The sequence below is a fragment of the Paenibacillus sp. AGC31 genome, assembly GCF_057334655.1.
On record NZ_JBHFJH010000049.1, the window covers coordinates 131262 to 150340 of the forward strand.

19 protein-coding genes, 1 tRNA gene and 1 riboswitch are annotated in these 19079 nt (G+C 46.1%); of the genes, 6 read left to right on the forward strand and 14 right to left on the reverse strand.

Annotation, left to right across the window (positions count from 1 at the left end; translation table 11 throughout):
• The first annotated feature begins 3 nt into the window (after window positions 1–3).
• Together ACE04G_RS29100 and ACE04G_RS29105 are read left to right on the forward strand one after the other, a co-directional pair.
• The gene (locus tag ACE04G_RS29100) at window positions 4–1197 is read left to right on the forward strand and encodes a YqhG family protein (RefSeq protein ID WP_339307803.1); all 1194 of its coding nucleotides are present in this window, start codon (window positions 4–6) and stop codon (window positions 1195–1197) included.
• A gap of 153 nt (window positions 1198–1350) precedes the next feature.
• Window positions 1351–2358, forward strand: coding sequence for a hypothetical protein (locus ACE04G_RS29105; protein ID WP_486095355.1), 1008 nt, complete (start codon window positions 1351–1353; stop codon window positions 2356–2358).
• Window positions 2359–2478: 120 nt separating this feature from the next.
• On the opposite strand, the gene ACE04G_RS29110 is transcribed toward ACE04G_RS29105, so the two are convergent.
• The gene (locus ACE04G_RS29110; RefSeq protein ID WP_449003892.1) at window positions 2479–2697 is read right to left on the reverse strand and encodes a YqzE family protein; all 219 of its coding nucleotides are present in this window, start codon (window positions 2695–2697) and stop codon (window positions 2479–2481) included.
• 195 nt (window positions 2698–2892) lie between these two features.
• Between ACE04G_RS29110 and ACE04G_RS29115 the strand changes: the two genes are divergently transcribed.
• The gene (locus tag ACE04G_RS29115) at window positions 2893–3636 is read left to right on the forward strand and encodes an N-acetylmuramoyl-L-alanine amidase family protein (RefSeq protein WP_405131975.1); all 744 of its coding nucleotides are present in this window, start codon (window positions 2893–2895) and stop codon (window positions 3634–3636) included.
• On the opposite strand, the gene ACE04G_RS29120 is transcribed toward ACE04G_RS29115, so the two are convergent.
• The gene (locus ACE04G_RS29120; RefSeq protein ID WP_405132416.1) at window positions 3611–4405 is read right to left on the reverse strand and encodes a divergent polysaccharide deacetylase family protein; all 795 of its coding nucleotides are present in this window, start codon (window positions 4403–4405) and stop codon (window positions 3611–3613) included. The genes ACE04G_RS29115 and ACE04G_RS29120 overlap by 26 nt on opposite strands.
• A 455-nt stretch (window positions 4406–4860) precedes the next feature.
• On the opposite strand from ACE04G_RS29120, the gene xynC reads away from it, so the two are divergent.
• A complete protein-coding gene (gene xynC / locus ACE04G_RS29125; RefSeq protein ID WP_449003893.1) occupies window positions 4861–6555 on the forward strand; it encodes a glucuronoarabinoxylan endo-1,4-beta-xylanase XynC in 1695 nt (564 codons plus the stop codon).
• A gap of 145 nt (window positions 6556–6700) precedes the next feature.
• Here the strand turns inward: xynC and ACE04G_RS29130 are convergent.
• Together ACE04G_RS29130 and pelA are read right to left on the reverse strand one after the other, a co-directional pair.
• A tRNA-Leu gene (locus ACE04G_RS29130) sits at window positions 6701–6785 on the reverse strand.
• A 178-nt stretch (window positions 6786–6963) separates the two neighbouring features.
• Window positions 6964–7917, reverse strand: coding sequence for a pectate lyase (gene pelA / locus ACE04G_RS29135; RefSeq protein ID WP_221823391.1), 954 nt, complete (start codon window positions 7915–7917; stop codon window positions 6964–6966).
• Between the two features lie 428 nt (window positions 7918–8345).
• Window positions 8346–8477, forward strand: a riboswitch (cyclic di-AMP (ydaO/yuaA leader).
• Between the two features lie 5 nt (window positions 8478–8482).
• Between pelA and ACE04G_RS29140 the strand changes: the two genes are divergently transcribed.
• Window positions 8483–8947: a C40 family peptidase gene (locus ACE04G_RS29140; RefSeq protein ID WP_036609611.1), complete on the forward strand. Its 465-nt coding sequence runs from the start codon at window positions 8483–8485 to the stop codon at window positions 8945–8947.
• A 74-nt stretch (window positions 8948–9021) separates the two neighbouring features.
• Here the strand turns inward: ACE04G_RS29140 and ACE04G_RS29145 are convergent, their stop codons facing one another.
• The 4 genes from ACE04G_RS29145 to ACE04G_RS29160 all read right to left on the reverse strand — a co-directional run bounded on the left by ACE04G_RS29145 (window position 9022) and on the right by ACE04G_RS29160 (window position 10839).
• Window positions 9022–9351 carry a carboxymuconolactone decarboxylase family protein gene (locus ACE04G_RS29145; RefSeq protein ID WP_017689352.1) on the reverse strand — a complete coding sequence of 110 codons (330 nt, stop codon included), beginning with the start codon at window positions 9349–9351 and terminating at the stop codon, window positions 9022–9024.
• Window positions 9352–9492: 141 nt separating this feature from the next.
• Entirely contained in the window at window positions 9493–9711 is a 219-nt protein-coding gene (locus tag ACE04G_RS29150; protein WP_036609613.1) for a hypothetical protein, read from the reverse strand.
• Window positions 9712–9830: 119 nt separating this feature from the next.
• Complete coding sequence (locus ACE04G_RS29155) at window positions 9831–10160, reverse strand: hypothetical protein (RefSeq protein WP_074094470.1); 330 nt, start codon at window positions 10158–10160, stop codon at window positions 9831–9833.
• Between the two features lie 97 nt (window positions 10161–10257).
• Entirely contained in the window at window positions 10258–10839 is a 582-nt protein-coding gene (locus ACE04G_RS29160) for a xanthine phosphoribosyltransferase (RefSeq protein ID WP_036609617.1), read from the reverse strand.
• 204 nt (window positions 10840–11043) lie between these two features.
• On the opposite strand from ACE04G_RS29160, the gene ACE04G_RS29165 reads away from it, so the two are divergent.
• Window positions 11044–12099, forward strand: a complete 1056-nt coding sequence (locus ACE04G_RS29165; RefSeq protein ID WP_449003894.1) for a YkvI family membrane protein — start codon at window positions 11044–11046, stop codon at window positions 12097–12099.
• Between the two features lie 135 nt (window positions 12100–12234).
• Here the strand turns inward: ACE04G_RS29165 and ACE04G_RS29170 are convergent, their stop codons facing one another.
• The 6 genes from ACE04G_RS29170 to ACE04G_RS29195 form a co-directional block, all read right to left on the reverse strand.
• The gene (locus tag ACE04G_RS29170; RefSeq protein WP_221823387.1) at window positions 12235–13365 is read right to left on the reverse strand and encodes a glycosyltransferase family 4 protein; all 1131 of its coding nucleotides are present in this window, start codon (window positions 13363–13365) and stop codon (window positions 12235–12237) included.
• A 192-nt stretch (window positions 13366–13557) separates the two neighbouring features.
• Window positions 13558–14106 (reverse strand): GNAT family N-acetyltransferase, encoded by a 549-nt coding sequence (locus ACE04G_RS29175; protein ID WP_221823548.1) that lies wholly within the window; start codon window positions 14104–14106, stop codon window positions 13558–13560.
• 108 nt (window positions 14107–14214) lie between these two features.
• A complete protein-coding gene (locus ACE04G_RS29180; RefSeq protein ID WP_449003895.1) occupies window positions 14215–15255 on the reverse strand; it encodes a hypothetical protein in 1041 nt (346 codons plus the stop codon).
• Between the two features lie 96 nt (window positions 15256–15351).
• Window positions 15352–16155, reverse strand: a complete 804-nt coding sequence (locus tag ACE04G_RS29185) for a Cof-type HAD-IIB family hydrolase (RefSeq protein ID WP_076209498.1) — start codon at window positions 16153–16155, stop codon at window positions 15352–15354.
• Window positions 16156–16576: 421 nt separating this feature from the next.
• A complete protein-coding gene (locus ACE04G_RS29190; protein ID WP_449003896.1) occupies window positions 16577–17323 on the reverse strand; it encodes a pseudouridine synthase in 747 nt (248 codons plus the stop codon).
• On the reverse strand, window positions 17320–19017 hold the full coding sequence (locus tag ACE04G_RS29195) for an RsmB/NOP family class I SAM-dependent RNA methyltransferase (protein ID WP_449003897.1): 1698 nt from the start codon (window positions 19015–19017) through the stop codon (window positions 17320–17322). The genes ACE04G_RS29190 and ACE04G_RS29195 overlap by 4 nt, the downstream gene beginning before the upstream one ends.
• Between the last annotated feature and the right edge of the window lie 62 nt (window positions 19018–19079).

Here is a 19079-nt window from a genome sequence, read left to right on the forward strand (position 1 = left end):
CTCATGACCATGTCTCCCCATGAAGTGCAGGCATATGTTCTCACCTATCTGGAAGCACTCGATTGTCAGATTATGGAGAGTTCCCCTGCCCATGTTACAGTCAAACTCTCGCCTGAGGCGGACAAAGCGTTGACCAATCGCCCCTATTATTGGGGGTTCGTGGAACGAACCGGAGCACCCGCTGAGACGATGTCCTTTACATTTATATTTGATCCTGACAGGTATCAGCAGGCCATTGAAGCAGCAGAAGCCAAAGCTGCGCAAGCATCACCTCCTGTTGTGCCTAACCCTGCTGAAACGAATGGCATAACCAACGGCAGTCCTCAAGGCGAGCCACCAAAAGAAACTATTCTAGGCCGTTACTTCGGTATTACGCCATCACTGCCACAGCTGGGGCCAGGACGAATATTACGTGAAGAAGTGGTGTACGGCAGTCGCAGACTCCAGCAGATTTTCGGCGCTGCCCGTGAAGGCGGTGCCTTCGTGAATCTGTTCGAACAGGCTGCCAAACGGCAATTGCGGGCTACAGCGCCAGCCGTATATGAGCCTTGGCTTGGTGTGTGTTTCAAGGTGGAATTCGCCTGTGATTTGAAACGGGAGGAATTGCATTTTCTCGGCATCTCCCTACGCTCGGGTGAAATTATAGAGAAATTCGGCACCAAGCTGAACCGACGTGATCTCAGTCCAAGACTTGCGGAGAACATGCATGTGCAGACAGCTAAAGTTTCGATATTTGACGCCGGAGCTGCTCTGGAATCTCATTTGACAAACCGCTTGCTGGAACTCGATTATAGCTGGGCCGAGAAAGCCCAAGAGCGGCTTGATCTGGAGCTGGACGTGTTGGACACCTACTATGAAGCAGTACTCCGAGAAGATACGCCTGAGGTAGAATCACCAGGTAAGACAACCTCAGACACGGAGAATGTCCATTCTAACCGCACGCCACCTGTACCACTGAAAAAAGTTCTGGATATCACTAACGCTAAACCCATTGGAGCAGATGTAGAACTGGCGGCAGAAGCCGCAGTACCGATCGACTCCGAGACAGATGCCGAAGAAGAGAAAACAAAACAGGCGGTAATAGATCGTGAAGCTATGAAATTGCAGTATGAGACACGCCGGACCGAGATGATCTGGCAATATGAACCCAAAGTGAAAGTGACTGCCATTAGCAGCGGTATGTTTCACTTAAGATAGACGAAGACACTACTTTTCCTGCAAATGCTGGCAAAAGTAGTGTTTATTCATGATCAGCTGCCCGACAGGTTGCGGCAACCTTTGCATAGCCTGTCCCCTAGAATGAAACTAGGAGCCGCTCAGGTAACGGATAAATGAAAAGTAGGTGTAAATTTGAAACGATTCTTTCATACGTGTTGGAACAACGCTCGGAAAACAACCTGTATAACCTTGGGCTTGCTCAGTTGTCTTGCCCTATTCTCTTTTTGGTCGATAGCCAATGCAGAGGAACAAGAAACGTCTTCACTGTCCCCCGCATCATCAACAGAGTATAGTCCCGAACATCTTGCCGTTGAGAATGACAAATTAGCTCCCGCTGCTGTACAACGGTTTGCAGAGCAACAAGCTGTTGCACTTGGCTCAGTTGATACCGAAGCGCATTGGAAGAACGCCGACCTGGACTTCTACCCTCTGGGTCCGGGTACACATAGCTGGCTCGTTCAAGCTGAGTTTGAAGGCAAACCGATCGGATATATGATTATTACAGTCACAGAGCAGGGTCAGATGATGCTTAGTGAATATGGTCATGGAGAACAGTCACCATACAACAATGAACTTCTTGGACAAGCCTTGGATCGACAACATGTGAACCTTGAGGCATTACTTGCTGGCGGAGGAGAGCTTCATCTTGGTTATACTCTTCCCCTGCTGGCTTATTGGAAAGTGGAACAACCTAACCATCCTGCACTTTATATTGATGCTACGAACGGAGATTTACTACCGTCAGAGTTCCTGAACCTGCTGGAGGCTGATTCCAAACAGACCTCTGTCAGCATAACTGATTTATCCACAACACCATCTTTATCAGTCGACCCACTTCATCTCCGACCCGTCTTTAATCCGACTGACAATCTGTTGTGGATTACCTCCAAGCCTGTTGATGCCGACCGGGCAAAAGATGTGATACAACACGGGGAGAATCAAGAGATTGTTTTCTCAGCGGGTGATCGTAACGTTGTATATGGCGGTCCTCTACCTGTTAGCGGTTATCAGCTGTGGCATACTGATCAGGAAGCAGAGTCTATTCTATATGTAGCGCTAGGTGGAAAATCATCCATTCAACGATTTGTCCCTTTGAGCACATTGCAGCAAGATGGCCATTTTTACATCGTAAATCCTTGATCATCAGCAAATTCTTAAGATACAGTCAGATAACCTGTAAAACAACAAATAAGACGCCTTCCCATTATATTAAGGGATTGCGTCTTTTGGTTTTACATTAGTGAAATAGGTAAGCTATGGTCACCCTTCGCCCGAAGAACTTCGGTTATGAGACTTTGTATCGAATTCTTTTTCCTTTTTCCCCACCCACAGGGATACAGCGAAAGGGATCATACCAAACCACTTCATCGCCCACGGCTCTTTCCTTTTGGTGCGCCCTTTCCGCTCATCCTTCGGTGTATCGATATAATGAACAACACGCTGCGTAATGTATTTTACCAACTCATCACTTTTGGCCATAATTCTGCCTCCTTCGCTCCTGCACATTTGCGGAGCTTACGATAGTTCTATTGTGTGCAGGATGTGGACTGGTTAAACATTTTTTTATTGAAAGAAGTATGAAAACCCTCAGAATGCACAGTCTAATGCCAAAGGTATCCATCGAGTCATTAATCTGAAATTTGATACCTATTCCATGAAGGAGTGTGTATTCCCATGTATAAGCTGCTGACCGCTTCGGTAGCCTTGCTAATCAGCTTCCATTGCCTTCTCATGCTGCCCCATGTGGCTTATGGAAAAGCAGCCCTGTCCCAGAACAGTCCATCCATGCTGCCAGTGACCGATGGAGATGCATATCGCTCAAGTCATCATGCCTTTGCAGCACCAGTTATCCTGCTCGATGTAGGCCATGGCGGTATTGACGGAGGTACGTCAGCCCAAGGTGTGTTGGAAAAAGATATCAACCTGGCCATTAGCCAAAAGGTCTATCTGCTGCTTCGCAGCAAAGGTTATGCCGTTATCATCAATCGACTTGGTGATTATGCACTTAGTGATGAGAACCGCTGGCTGAACAACCGCTCCCGTCATACCAGAGATCTTGCCCAACGTAAAAGCCTTAGCGAAGAAGTAAGTACAGATATCGTGGTCAGCATTCATGCGAACTGGAGTCCCCGATCGAATGTACACGGCCCGGTGGTACTACACCAGAAAGAAGGCAGGAGTTATTTGCTGGCCCAATCCATTCAGGATGCCATGAACAAGTTGTACGGAACGGAGCACAGGATCGTATGGGGCAAGCCCTTTTATTTATTGAATTACGTGAAACAACCTGCCGTTATCGTCGAAACCGGATTTTTGAGCAATGCGACAGATCGAGTCAGAATGAGTGATCCCGCTGAGCAAAAACGAATCGCCCAGTCCATTGCCAATGGCATTATTTATTATCTGTCGGTAGTGTAGGAGCAGAATGCCATTGCCACACATCTCGAACCAGATCACCGATTCCCACAAATTGAACCTGATTTTGCAGACGGGAGACGGATTCACGAATGACTGCGGATGTGTTCATCCCCGAATGACCGACATGACCAATGACAACACAGATATTCTTATCGATCGCACGCTGTGCAGCCAGATCCAGTTGTTTGCGAATGTGTTGCTTGGAGTTTTGATCATCCAGGAAAATGTCATTACCTACAGGTGGCATATTTTTGGATACAGCCAGTTCCCCCACTACGGAGCGAAAGTTCGTACGGCTGTCTACAAAGAAGAGGCCCCGCTCATTGCATACATCGAGCACAATGGACATGATGCGTTTGTCCGAAGTAATTTTGGAACCCATATGATTGTTCATGCCAATGGCGTGGGGCACATCATCAATCGCTTTCTCCACGCGTGAGCGGACTTCTTCATCTGTTAGATTGGATGTGATTGCACCCGGGCCCAGCCATTCAGGTCGTCCTTTCTTGGGTTCCATGGGCATGTGCACAATCACATCCATCCCCTTTTCATGTGCAGCTATCGCATCTTTCTTCGTTGTTGGCAAAAAAGGCATGACCGCTACCGTTAATTTAACTGGCATCGCCAGGATCTCTGCCGTACCCCTCATGTCATTACCAACATCATCGATGATAATCGCTAACCGTTTGTCATTCGATGGGGACTCTGAAGCTGCCGCTGTAGGCCCTCCTGCCGATATGCCTGCGTAAAACACAATCAAAAATGCCATGATACCTGCAATGAATCGATAATTCTTTCTCTTTTCCTTCATCATGATTCCCTCCCCGTAACTTCTGTGATCTCATTGTTTGATAATGAAGGGAGGAATATGTAAGCCAAAGCCTTCCTTTATAACAATATCCCCGCCATTGGAGACCTCTATCTCAAACGAAGATCCCCATCATGCCAGTTTTTCTCCTTTGCATTCAGACAGGAACTGTCATTGAACAGTTGGAAAATAGAGATTAATTAGAAAAAATACTGTAATTTGTCAGGTTTTCAGTTTAGGAATTATTTAGTAGAATCAACAAATGAAAGAGGTTATGTGCTTCATTTCATTCCTATGATTTATGGAAGGAGGTTTTGAAAGGGTTTACATAAAATAAATGCCAGAAAATCCGATATTTTTGTTTGTTATCCCTGGTCGCGGTTTCTCTATGTAACCATTTACCATTATCGAGGAGGATGAAAGTAGTGAAATTCAAACTAAAAAAGACGATTAATGTTCTTTTGGCCTGTTTAACAGCCCTGCCTTTGATGTTAACCCCGACACATGTGTCAGCAGCCAGCGATGCCAACATTAATTTGTCCTCGGAAAAACAGCTAATCAAGGGCTTTGGAGGCATTAACCTTCCTGCCTGGATTGGTGATCTGACTCCCGCTCAACGTGAAACTGCTTTTGGTAATGATCAGAATCAGTTAGGCTTCTCAATTCTCAGGATTTACGTCGATCCAGATTCTAATAACTGGTACCGTGAAGTTGCCACAGCCAAACGGGCTATCGAAAAGGGTGCTATCGTATTCGCATCCCCATGGAATCCTCCAAGCAGCATGGTTGAAACGTTCAACCACAATGGAGACACAAATGCCAAACGCCTGAAATACGACAAATATGCCGCCTATGCGCAACATCTGAACGACTTTGTAACCTACATGAAAAATAACGGCGTAGATTTATATTCCATTTCTGTGCAAAATGAACCGGATTATGCTCATGACTGGACCTGGTGGACTCCACAAGAGATCCTTCGATTCATGAAAGAAAATGCCGGGTCCATTCAAGGTACCAAAGTCATGGCGCCTGAATCCTTCCAGTACTTAAAGAACATATCCGACCCAATCCTGAATGATCCGCAGGCGCTTGCCAACATGGACATTCTGGGAGCGCATACGTATGGAACACAGATTTCGAATTTTGCCTACCCTCTCTTTAAGCAAAAAGGAGCCGGTAAAGAACTGTGGATGACTGAGGTGTATGTTCCAAACAGTGATAACAACTCAGCAGACCGCTGGCCTGAAGCATTAGACGTTTCCTATCACATGCACAATGCCATGGTAGAAGGTGATTTCCAGGCCTATGTGTGGTGGTACATCCGCAGACAGTATGGTCCGATGAAAGAGGACGGTACCATAAGCAAACGCGGGTATAATATGGCTCATTTCTCTAAATTCGTTCGTCCAGGCTACCTGCGAGTCGATGCAACGAAAAATCCGGATACGAACACATTTGTCTCAGCCTATAAAGGTGATAACAAAGTCGTCGTTGTGGCAATTAACCGTGGAACTTCAGCCACAAGCCAAAAATTCGTTCTGCAGAATGGTAATGCCTCCACTGTGTCCTCATGGATTACAGACAGCGGTCGAAACTTGGCAAGCGGAACCCCGCTTACTGTATCCAATGGAGCCTTCACGGCACAGCTCCCACCTCAGAGCGTAACAACGTTTGTTGCCAACGTTACTGGCGGTAATAGCGGCGGGAATACAGGCAGTGGCACTACGTATGAAGCAGAGACCGGAACCTCACTTACGGAAGCTGCCATTGAAACAATCTACCCCGGTTACACTGGCTCCGGGTATGTTAACTTCAATGCGATGACTGGTTCGACCATTCAATGGAACGGCATTAATAACACTACAACAAGTACCAAAAACGTAAAGTTTCGTTATGCGCTGGAAAGCGGCACTCGGAACCTCGACATTTTTGTGAACGGAACCAAAGTCATCAGCAACGAGCCCTTTCCAGCTACGGGAAGCTGGTCCACTTGGGTTGAAAAAACAATACAGGTCCCCATGAACACGGGGACCAATACATTGAAAGTGGTTACCACTGGATCGGAAGGACCGAATATTGATAGCGTTAATGTTACCGCAGCACAATAAACGTTCCGTATGGCTGATGGAAGACATTTGCTGAACGTGCAGCTAAGCACTAACCTCTTGGATACTCGAGTCTAAAGTTAGTGTTATATCAAAAAATGCAAAAAAATACTCCTTAAGCGTTAACTTAAGGAGTATTTTTATTAGATGCGGTCGAGAGGACTCGAACCTCCACGGGGGGTTAGCCCACACGGACCTGAACCGTGCGCGTCTGCCAATTCCGCCACGACCGCATATTGTATCTCCGTGATCAATATCGGCGACAAGAAGTAATATATCATGTGGAATCTATCATGTCAACAATGAAAATAATTACAATAAAGCCCGAATCGAAACAGACGTCCATTTCGATTCGGGCTTTACCTTTAACTGCTAATAGTTTGGTTCATTATAACGGAAACATAATACAAATTACAGCTTGGAAGGCCAGTTACCGTACCAAGCATAACCGCCTCTTCTTTCTTTATCAATATCACTTAGTTTGTATTTAACGACCCCGTCACGACCAATAAAGATCGGTTTATCCGTTCCCACTTCGTAGAAACGAGCCCAGATCGGTGCAGCTTTGGAATCAGCGATAATTTTGCTGTCTCCGTTTGCTCTTTCATACTTGTAACCCGTAATCTTCACTTTGTTAAACCATGCTTCAGCTCCCTTAATGGATGCCGTAATTTTAGCGGTAGCAGGTCTGGTTTTCAGGAATTTAACAATCGTTACACTCTCTCCAGCCGTCAGTGATGGTACTTCATAGATTCTTGCGCTTGCCGGTTTAAGAGAACTGGAATCATGTTGTTGTCCCCATGCTGTCAGCTTACCGCCTGAAACAACCTGTGTATTCAGAATTGCATCTACACCTTTGGCAACTGAGTTTTTACTGCGGTTAGCAAGTGTGCTGTCGATAAACGAGAAATCACCTTTACGTGTCGCTACTTCATCCAGCATGATCATTACATTAATCATGGCATCATCATTGTAAGTGATGTGCTTGTGATATCCGGAGCTTTGGTAAACTTGTGGCCATCCGCCGTTTGAATACTGCATGTTGATCAAAAAGTTAATTCCTTTGATTGCAGCTGTGGAGTATCGCGGATCATTCGTCTTTTTAAATTCCTTCGCCAATCTTCTAATTTCTGAGTATGTAGCCTTGTTGTCTATCGTGGACTTTGCCCACTCTCCACTTGTCTGTTTATAATCTTTTCTCCAACCTCCATCGGGCAGCTGGTTCTTCAAAATATCAGAAATACTCGCTGTAGTACCCGATGCATCCGCAGCAGATACCGTCCCTACAGGGAGAACTGCCATTCCAACTGCTGAGAACACCATCGTACATGCCAGGACAAAAGTAATTATTTTCTTCGCTTTCAATTGTAACACTCTCCTATGTTCGTTTTTATAAATCTTCCACTTATACTTTACTTATGATACGCGTCCCTGAACCTCCTTTATTTGTATTTATCGCATAATAAAATCAATTTTAATCCAATATGTGGATTGGATAATCAGATAATATGCAAAAAATCGATTTTTGTCAATATATGCAACTTAATGAATATAATCTCTCTAATTCTACATAACGGGATAGTTCTTTTAACTCATGACAAACCTATTTATTTATCCAAATTCGTCTTAAACGAATCAATAATGACGTTTTTGTCATGAATGATACCCAAACTTGATCCCTTCTTTCATATAAAAACCTTAATTCCGCTAACATTGAGGTATTACGAAGGGTTTTAAATAGGTTTGACAATTACGCATTTATGCAATATAGTTTCAAATAGTTACAAAAACTTAATTATTCATTGCCGAGTTTCATGTTTGAAAACGGGGGAACCAATTTGGGTGAATTATTCTTATACATAGGAAATATAGGGAACCTTCTACCGAACCCTTAGCTAACTCCGTAGGCATCGAAGGGAGAACATTGATTTTGAAAAAACTGATTATCTCCATTTTTGGAGCAGCTGTATTATTTACATCCGGGGCAACAAGCACAGAGGCAAGCAGTATCAACTCCGTAGTGAACAACATGACAGGTATTCCTTACAAATGGGGTGGCACAACTGTAGCCGGCTTCGACTGTTCTGGTTTTATGAGATATCTTTTCAACAAATACAGCATTGAATTGCCACGTACTTCTCAGCAGCAAGCCAAAGCAGGTACTCCGGTATCCAAGAGCAATGTTCGGACAGGTGATCTGGTGTTCTTTAATACAACAGGCAAAGGCATTTCACATACAGGTGTATATATCGGCGGCGGACAATTCGCTCATGCCTCCAGCAGTAAAGGTGTAAGCATCACAAAGTTATCGAATCCATACTTTAATGACCGCTATGTAACAGCACGTCGGGTAACTGGACAGTTTATGTATGATAAAATGTTAGGTAAAATGTAATTCACATACAAAAAGGCATCGGTCTATTAACCGGATGCCTTTTTTGTACTTAAAAATGTCTGTTGCATTGCTTATTAATGCAGCGCCTTCTGCACTCGCATCGCACCCTGAGACAGTGCATGTCCTCCTCCAACAGCTCCGGCCACCGCAACGGTCTCCATAATCTCCTGATCTGTTGCACCCTTAGCACGGGCTTCTTCTACATGGTAGAAGGTACATACCTCATTGTTGGCAAACAATCCAATCCCAAGCGCAATTAGCTGTTTTGTCTTCGCATCAATCACGCCAGGTTGGAAACATTCTCCGGTAAACTCATGATACGACTTCACCACACCTGGCAGCACATCGCTTAATGCTCCAATCTGATCCTTGTAGGCATGAACTTTATCATTCATCAATGTCATGGCTTGTAGCACACCCTCTCGGCTATAGTTACAGATCTTCCTCACTGTACCTATCTTCTCTCCCGAGTGAGCCATTTATGCCAAGAAATCATGGTAATTCCAAACATTTAACGCGCATGGCTCTGCCATAATTATAAGCTGTTACTCACTAAGTGGACTCTGGCGCGGCTCGCTGAACAGCTGATAGCTGTAACCTCGGTCCAGCTTAACGACACGTCGATTCTGACGACGGATAAGTACCTGCTCGCCATCCCAGGCAACCACAATCCCCTTCACGTCGTTCGATTCCAGCTCGTCCCGTACGACTCTAACTTTCTCACCTGACAGACGCAGGGCGTCCAATTCTGTATCACTAATCATCTTCATGGCTCCTATATTTCAAATTTATTTACAAAAAGAGACCTAAATGAAAAGTCATTTAGGTCTCACGTGACTGTATTGGACTGTCATGTCATTCGAAATTATGTCCCGACTGAAAGTTACCGCTGCGCGTGCTCTTTGCTGTCGTTCTTCTCAAACCAAAAATCAAGCACTTTGGCGGACATCACACGTTCTTCAAGGTACTCCACTTGATGCGGTGTAAATTGTTCTTTCCAAGAGAAGGACAACTCTTCGCACAAGCCTACAATCGTCAGTAATTCTGACCAGGCAACATAGCGTTTGTACCAGAAAAATTGAGGATGTTCAATCATATAGGGATAAAGGTCATCGAATTCCGTATGTTTACAATCCAGGGCACGTTCAAAATGAACTTTCGATTCCGCCAGCTTATCATTAAAAAATTGTTCTGTTGCCAGTTGGTTCCCCATGGTGTTGCCTCCTCTCCCTAACATAACCCCATTATAAATGAAATCTGCGGTCATGCAAAGGCATAGTTCAAAAAATAGGCCCTATTCCTTTAAAATGTCACATTTCGTTATCGTCAAATTGTACCGTACCATCGTTCAGGGAACGAATGCGTACCAAGGCTTCCACCGGAATACCCTGTTCACGAATCGTGCGTGCCCCTGCTTGGAAACTTTTCTCGACCACAACGCCGAATCCGACAAGTTCCGCACCGGAACGCTCGATAATTTTGATGACGCCACGAGCGGCATCTCCATTGGCAATAATATCATCAATGAACAAAATGCGGTCATTCTCATGAATGAACTCGCGGGATACCATAATATCAGTTACAATTCCTTTGGTAAAGGACGGTACACGTTCACAGTATGCATCAGGATCAGCCAGAAGTGTTTTTTTGCGACGGGCGAATACAAGGGGCACCCCAAGTTCATAGGCTGCGGCAAACGCAACCGGAATCCCTGAGGATTCTACCGTGATTACCCGAGTTACTCCACTTTCACGAAAACGGGCAGCGAACTCACGTCCCATCTCCATCGTTAATGCAGGATCAATCTGGTGGTTCAACAGACCATCCAGCTTTAAAACTTGATCCGAGATAACCACACCTTCTTGTAAAATTCGTTGTTTCAATAATTCCATGATTTGACCTCCCAAGCCTATCCTATGAGGTAAAAGTATCATATATCTATCTATAAGTTCAAGCGAAATTGCCTGCGTGTTGTCCTTGGGACGCATTTCAAGCCTAAGCTCATTATCGATTGTCATGACTTTCGTGGGTCAAGCATACCTTGTACCATGGTACCCGCATGTCCAAACTATACAGGGGCCTGAGAGGGGAAACACATGAAACAGGCATTTCGGGTGCTGCAGATCGCATTTACATACATCGGAACGGTTGTCGGAGCCGGCTTCGCTACAGGGCAGGAAATTTTGCAGTTTTTTACCCAGTATGGCAAATGGGCCACCATCACCATAGGCTTATCAACCATGCTCTTTGTCTGGTTAGGTACCAAAATGATGCTGATCGCTCACGATACCGGGTCCCGTTCTTATGAGGATCTGAACAAACATTTATTCGGCCACAAGGCGGGCAAATGGATTACCTGGGTGACCCTTCTCATTCTCATTGGCGTGAACAGTGTCATGCTTGCCGGAGCAGGTTCCGTTTTTGTTGAACATCTGGGTTTGCATTATCAGACAGGTCTGATCGTCACACTTGTAGGGTCATATCTGCTTCTCGGTCGAGGCATTCAGGCCATCCTACAAATGAATAGCATTGTCGTGCCCATGATGCTCCTGTTATCTCTGCTCATGATCACCAGTACCATCCATCATCCAGGTGCTTCCCGATTCATCACACTGACGACAGATTCAAACCCTATTCAAGTGTGGCTGTCTCCACTGTTGTATACTTCATTCAATCTGGTGTTGGCTCAAGCTGTTCTTGTGCCTGTAGGTAACCAGATTCGTAGTCGGAATGTGCTGAAGTGGGGTGGAGTATTGGGTGGAATTGGCGTAGGTTTCATGCTGATGGCAGCTCATTTTGCCATGTCAGCCCAAATGCCCGGCATCATTCAATTCGAAATCCCGATGGGCAGCATTGCCTTTCAACTTGGATGGGCAGTGCAATCTGTATATGTATCCCTTATTTTCATGGAAATATTCAGTACCTTTGTAGCCGATATCTATGGAATGACCTTGCAACTCAGCCAACATATACGTGTCCATCCCCGTTTCATTACATTAACCATTATGATGTTGTGTTACTCACTCAGTCAGTTTGGATTCAGTTCCCTGCTGTCCATCCTTTACCCCATCTTTGGAAGTATGGCATTAATCTGGGCTGCCAAATTGGTACTGAACCGCTGGGGCGCCTTTCGTAGACGCAACAATATATAAATCTCACGGTCCATGTACTTCATGAATATGAGCATCTGTTTGCCTCATAACCACAAGTCATCGCAGGTACTCTTTCCTTAAACATGACAAAAAGCCGCTGTTTATCACAGCGGCTCGCACTTTTTGCTCTACGTTTTAAGCTTTGCTAGGAAACTGTAGATACATCTTTTTTAACTCATTGACCGATCTGCCAAGCGAGTAATGTGTTTTGGCTTTTTCACACGCCGAACGGGCAAGTTCATAACGATAAGCCGGGTCCAGCATCACTTTTTCAAGCGCTTCAGCTAATGCAGAAGGATCTTCTGCCGGTACAAGCAACCCATTGCTACCGTTCTCGATCTGTTCAGGTATTCCACCTACATCCGTACCCACAAGGGCAAGACAACTCAGCGCCGCTTCAGCGAAGACAGAACCAAATGCTTCTGCCCGTGAAGGAAGTACAAAAATATCAAAGAATGGCATGAATTCCTCAGGGTGCAGTGTATAACCATAGAAAATGGTCTCATTATAGATCCCTAATCGTTGCGCCAATTCTTCCAGATCAGGACGAATCGGTCCATCTCCAATAATATGTAACACATAATCATGACCTCGGCCCTTCAGTTCCGCACAAGCTTTGAAAAGAATATCCAACCCTTTTGCCGGAACAAGCCGACATACCGTGACCAGTTGTGGTATCGCATTATCATGAGGAATCGGCTTAAACCGCTTCTCATCAAATCCATTGGGAATCACACCGATGACATCAGGTTCCTTCACGTAGGGAGCCAGATAACGACGGAACGAATCCGACACCGTTAAGAGGCGCTCTGCCTGGTGTTCGAGCTCACCATATATCGCAAGCAGGAATCGATGCTCCGGTCCATCCGTTTCAATGCGTCCATTAAGGATTAATTCTCGTTCATAACTGGAGTGTATCGTCTGAATGAGGGGTGTATCCGGGAAAACCGTTTTCATCGCAAGTCCTGCAATTGGGTGGTGGGCATGGATCAGATCATAGGGCTTCTGAATACGCAGTTTGGTCCACCATAGATAATCACGATAAGTTTGAATATATTTTTGGACAACAGGACTATCCTGATACTCCGTCCAATCAAACGTTTCGAACTGAACTTCCTCTCTGCCCTTATTGCGAATTCGCTTTGGCAACGAGAATAGATCCATTTCCCACCTCGGGGTTGTAAATCTCTCTTGCATATACGGAATCATAGAGGATACACCTCCGGGCTGCTCCGGAGGAAAGAAAAGCGCCTGCAGCAATCTCACCGTTAGTTTCCCCCTTTCTAACTTACGTAATGCTCCACTATCCATTATGACATAGGGAAGCCGGAACATCTATATTACGATAACTCGTATATACAACATATTCATGAAACGTTCCCCTCAGAAGTAAAAGCTTTAATCCAGCAGTCAACCACTCGCGCTTGTCGTCAACATATTCATTGGATAACCAGAATTTCAGCTCCGTAGCTCCACGGGCTTCTCATATGTACTGTAACCATCGGTCTCTTCCAAAAAAGTATACCCGTTCCGCGCGTAAAAGGCGTTCAACGTAGCATTGCTCGCTCCGCAATCTAACCGAACAGTATGTTTGCCTTCAAAATGTATGCCGCTGCTGGACCATTGCAAAATGGACCGTCCGAGACCGCTCTGAGCATATTTTCTTCGAATCGCTAGCCGATGCAGATAAATTGCACCATCCTCGGCATGAGCTTTTGAACCCCAAAGATGAATATCCCAAGGGCTTGGCTGAACCAAAAGGATGACCATCCCCGCTACGTCCGCTCCTTTTTTAAATACAAACACATCCCCACGCCGGATTGCCCCTGCCGTATCATGTGAATCTTCACCTTTAAGCAAAGCGTTCCATTGGGAAGAACCTTGGCTCTGTAACCACTCGGCTGTCTCCACCAGCAGCGACATCACATCCTCCGTATCTTCCGGCTTCGCCTGAACCGCTTGAAAACCATCGTTAATATATTCGCTACTGATCCTGAATGAGTGCATCATTTTTCTCCTTCCGCTTCCTGATCTCTGTTAAACTAATGGTACTATACCGGGAAATGAATTTTTCGTCAAAATGAGAATAAAAAAAAGGTAAAAGGCGGTTGCCCTTTACCCATCTATTCTGGCTTCATCGATAATCTGATTTCGATACAACATCGTCAGGTGCAAGGTATCAAACTCCATCTCCTTGTCCAACTCCTGCATCAACACTTCGACCAGGCTCTTTCGCTGAATGCTGGTACCAGGAACCTCGTAATCAATGTATCCCGTCAGATCGGAATGTGAAGTGTCTATTGTTGCTGTTCCCACAGGCAATCCACCTCGTTCCTGAAGAAACAGCTCATATACCCGGAACTCCCGATCCTTACGCTTCAACATGACGTAACATATTTCTTCAGCATCTTCCAGCTCATCCAGATCCGATTCATCGGTATCCTCAAAATCCTCGGAGAAATCGCGATGTACCCACTCTAGCGTTTCAAGTTCGTTGCCCTGATGCCATATGCGGATCGTAATCGTATCGATGATATCTTCATCCAGCTCTCTGACCAGCAGCTCTGCCGCAGCTTCCAATTGTTTCTCTTCCGGCTCGTCATACCAGTGTATTTCACCTTGTACATCAGCGCCATATTGTTTTAAGGAAGCTTCTGCAAGTTCCTGCCCTTCGACATCATTGAATATATACGTCGATATGCTGCGTCCCGCGCTTACCATTTCCATCTCCAGAACCTGATCCCGATCTTCATATGTAAACGATTCGGCTTGTGAAACAGGGATTACCTTACTTCCACTGCTGTCTATATCGTCATAACTGCCTTCGTCATGATTCATATCTTCAGACGGCCACACGGTCTCTGACTCAGGCTTATGCAGAACCGAATGTAATGAACCACAACTAACCAGCACTTCATAATAAGCAGCTTCCAACGCATCTGCAAGAGATCGGACATAGGCATGCACTTTTTCCACGATACGTTCCTCTGTACCATCTGACAGAGACTCCTGCTCGATCTGAAGACTACCAGATAAACGATCTCCTTCTCTGTACACAAGGAAAAGTGAGCCTGCATATTGTCCATTGACCATCACGTCCTGTACTTCTCCACCTGATGTCCGTAGGTCTGCAACCAATTCCACATCGTATTTCATCACGTGTCCTCCTCTATTCCTAACGTTATTCTCTTAGGATGCCCCTAAGGACGGTAGAATATGAGGGAAGCATGCATTTCAAATATAAGATGTAGGTTAGATGGATAACACATATTTTTGGATTGCGTGTGCCACACCCTGCTCGTTATTGGAGAGTGTAACCTCGTCCGCAGCAGCTTTCACCTCGTCGGGTGAGTTATCCATGGCAATGCCTTTGCCCGCAAAGGTCAGCATCGTAATATCATTGAAGTAGTTACCAATCGCCATAATCTCCGAAGGCATGATTCCCTTCGATTCGGCAAGCCTTTTCAGCGCAGCGCCTTTGGACGCTTCGGGATGCATCAGATCAATAAAAAAGTCACCACTCCGTGTCATATAATAAGGCAGATTCCAAGTTGACCATTCCTGAAGTACTGCATCCATCTGTTCAATCGGACCAAATGCAGTGAATTTCGCCAGCGGTTCTGTCATGTCAACCCACTTGGGTAACTTCAGTGGCTCTGCCATAAAGTTGTAATACATCTCACGCACCTGCAAACCCAAACCTTCCGGTTGATCCACATACAGACCAAATGCTGTATTGATGTCAAAATGTACTCCATTGGTTCGACAGTAGGATATGATTGGCTCCAGTCCTTGTCCATCTAATGCAAAATGATGAACCACCTCACGGGTATCCACTTGCGCGGTAACGGCGCCATTATGTGTAATCACATATCCATCCAGTCCCATCTGCTCCATAAAAGGAATCGTGTTGGCCGGACCTCTACCCGAACACAGAACGATCTCCGCTCCCTGACGGGAAGCTTGGATCAAGGTCTCCTGAGTCCATTCGGTAAGTTCATGATGATCATTCAGCAGTGTTCCATCTACATCTAGTGCAATTAATTTATAAGTCATTCTGGCTTCATCCTCATCTGTTAGTAGTCGCACCCACCCAACCCCTCCCTTCCGAGGGAGGGCCCCAGAGGGCTCTGCCCTCTGGACTCCCGTCCTGCTCACCGGTGTTAGGTCGGGTCTTGCTATGTCACGGTTGTCGTAGGAACGCTTGTTGCCGGGCACACCGCTGGTCAGCGGCGGTCCCGCCCAAGCTTAACCGGGACCAATACGGGCAGGGCTTCGCTTTCTGCCCGGCTCCCTGCTTCACTTCGTGAAGGTCGGGAGCTTTCTCGCCTTCGGCGTTGGTATCGGGGCTTTGCTTCCCTCCACAACTCCCTGCTTCACTTCGTGAAGGACGGGAGCTTTTTCGCCTTCGGCTTTAGTATCGGGGCTCCGCTTCCCTCCACGACTCCCTGCTCCGCTTCGCGAAGGACGGGAGCTTTTACTTCCGCAGAAGGTTCAACTCGTCTGCGGTTAATTCACGATAGCTTCCGATAGCAAGATCGGAAGCTAGTTCCAGTTCACCCATGGCTACGCGTTTCAGATAGATCACTCGCTTGCCTACCGCCTGAAACATACGCTTCACCTGATGAAACTTTCCTTCGTGAATAATAAGCGAGATCGACGAGATCGTGCCTTCTTCCGTCTCTTCCTGACCAAGTATAGTCAGTTCGGCCGGCAGCGTCTCGTACCCGTCATCCAATTGAATGCCCGCCTTGAAACGTTGCACATCCTCCTTATCCACGTTTCCCAGTACACGGGCTTCATAGGTTTTGGGCACATGCTTGCGTGGAGATAACAGATCATGGGCAAGTGGACCGTCATTCGTGAGAATGAGCAGTCCCTCCGTATCCTTATCCAGTCGTCCCACAGGAAAAGGATTGAAGACCCGATCCTCTTTCCGCAGCAGATCCAGTACCGTCTTATCTCTGTTATCCTCGGTAGCAGACACGACACCCGGAGGTTTATGCAGCATCAGATAGATCATCTCCCGATACATAATCCGCTCGCCATCGGCTTCAATGACGTTGACCTCGGGATTCACTTGTACACCACTGTCTTTCACCGCTTTGCCGTCCACATGGATTCTGCCTTGTTTCACCATCTTTTTGAGTTCACTTCGTGTTCCCACACCCATATGGCTTAATATTTTGTCCAGACGCAGCGTTTGTTTGCCTTTTCCACTCATACCGATGTCCACCTCCAGCCTGCCGGATATTCATTCTTCAGTACACCATCCAGCCATTTCCCCCAGCCAGCAGCATAACCATCTACACATACAAGAACGTACCCTTTGGCAAACGTATCCGCCTTGAGCACCACCCGTTCTTCTTCAATATTTAACGTTTCACCCTTGAGGTATCTCACGGCTTCGCCATCAGCGGATGACAGATTTACGCTTCGCCGTGCTTCAGATGCATTCAGAGCACACGCAAGCGGGTGGGACGGAACAAATCGTCCATTCTTGATCGTGCCCATAAACCAGCCTGGACGAATGACTTTCAGTCCCTCCAACCGAGCTGCACCAACCGATGATTGATACACACGATCTCCATAACATACCGTCTCCCCTGTTAACTCAATCTCCAATTGTTCTTTCATAAACTGACTGTAGATCGCAACCGGATCAATACTTGCCGAATCAGCTCCGCGTCCCTGACCCCGTTCCGATTTACGTCCACCGTGATCTTTACCTTTTTTGCTCTGTCTATCCGAATTCTTGCCGCCACCAGCCTGTCTGTCATGGGACTCTCGGGATTCGATTCGCAACAAACGTTCCTTTTTACGATCAGCCTTGGTCATAGCAATTGAAGAAGCAGCAATAGAGTGATCCTTGTTCCCCTCTGCTTCAATCCTGGACACATCCACGACCTGTCCATACTCCATTGCTCCTTCTTTAACTACTCCAGGTTGATCTGTTTCTAATCCTTGCCTTGCACGATGCTGTAATACAGCGACATAATGTCCCTCTCCCTCCAAAAGGTGAGGCCACAATCTTGCGGTGCCACGCGTTTGATCCAGTACAACTTCCGTCTCTTCAGCCTTCTCCGGCATCATCTGACGTACCCATTCCGGACGTCCTGGAGCGAACCCTGTCTCTTTAGGAATGTCCATGACTACGAAATCACGGTTTACATTCAGAAACTCCGCAATCATCGCTTCATTTTCCTCCGGCGCAAAGGTACATGTCGAATATACGATAGTTCCTCCCGGGGCCAGCAATCGTGCAGCAGTCTCCAAGATATCCCGCTGCATAAGCACACATTTTTCCACCGAATGATGTTCCCACGATTTCACCATGTCTTCATCCTTGCGGAACATGCCTTCACCTGAGCAAGGCGCATCAATTAATACTTTGTCAAAATAATGAGGAAATGCATTCGCGATCCGCTCTGGCGACTCATTCAAAACAACCGCGTTACGCACCCCGTACAATTCCACGTTTTTGGCCAGCGCTTTGGTGCGTTCCGCATGGATATCGTTCGTGACAAGCACGCCCTTGCCTTGCAGCTTTGCAGCAATCTGTGTTGTTTTTCCTCCCGGGGCAGCACACAGATCAAGCACGCGATCCCCAGGCTCCACCTGCAATAATTCAACTGGAGCCATTGCACTTGGTTCCTGTATATAATACAAGCCTGCATGATAATAAGGGTGCAGCCCCGGTTTAACACCATGAGGTACATAGAATCCTGTCTCACACCACGGAATAGGTCTTAGATCAAACGGAGCAATCTCATCGAATTGTTCCATCGATATTTTTAGCGTATTCACTCTCAGTCCCGCATGAGGAGACTGTTCATAAGATTTCATAAATTGTTCAAACTCATCGCCCAGCAAACTTTTCATTCGCTCAGCAAATATCAAAGGTAACTTTACACCCATATTCCCACTCATCCTGTCTTGGTAAGATTGCAATATCGTTTTATTTTATCATATCCAAGCTT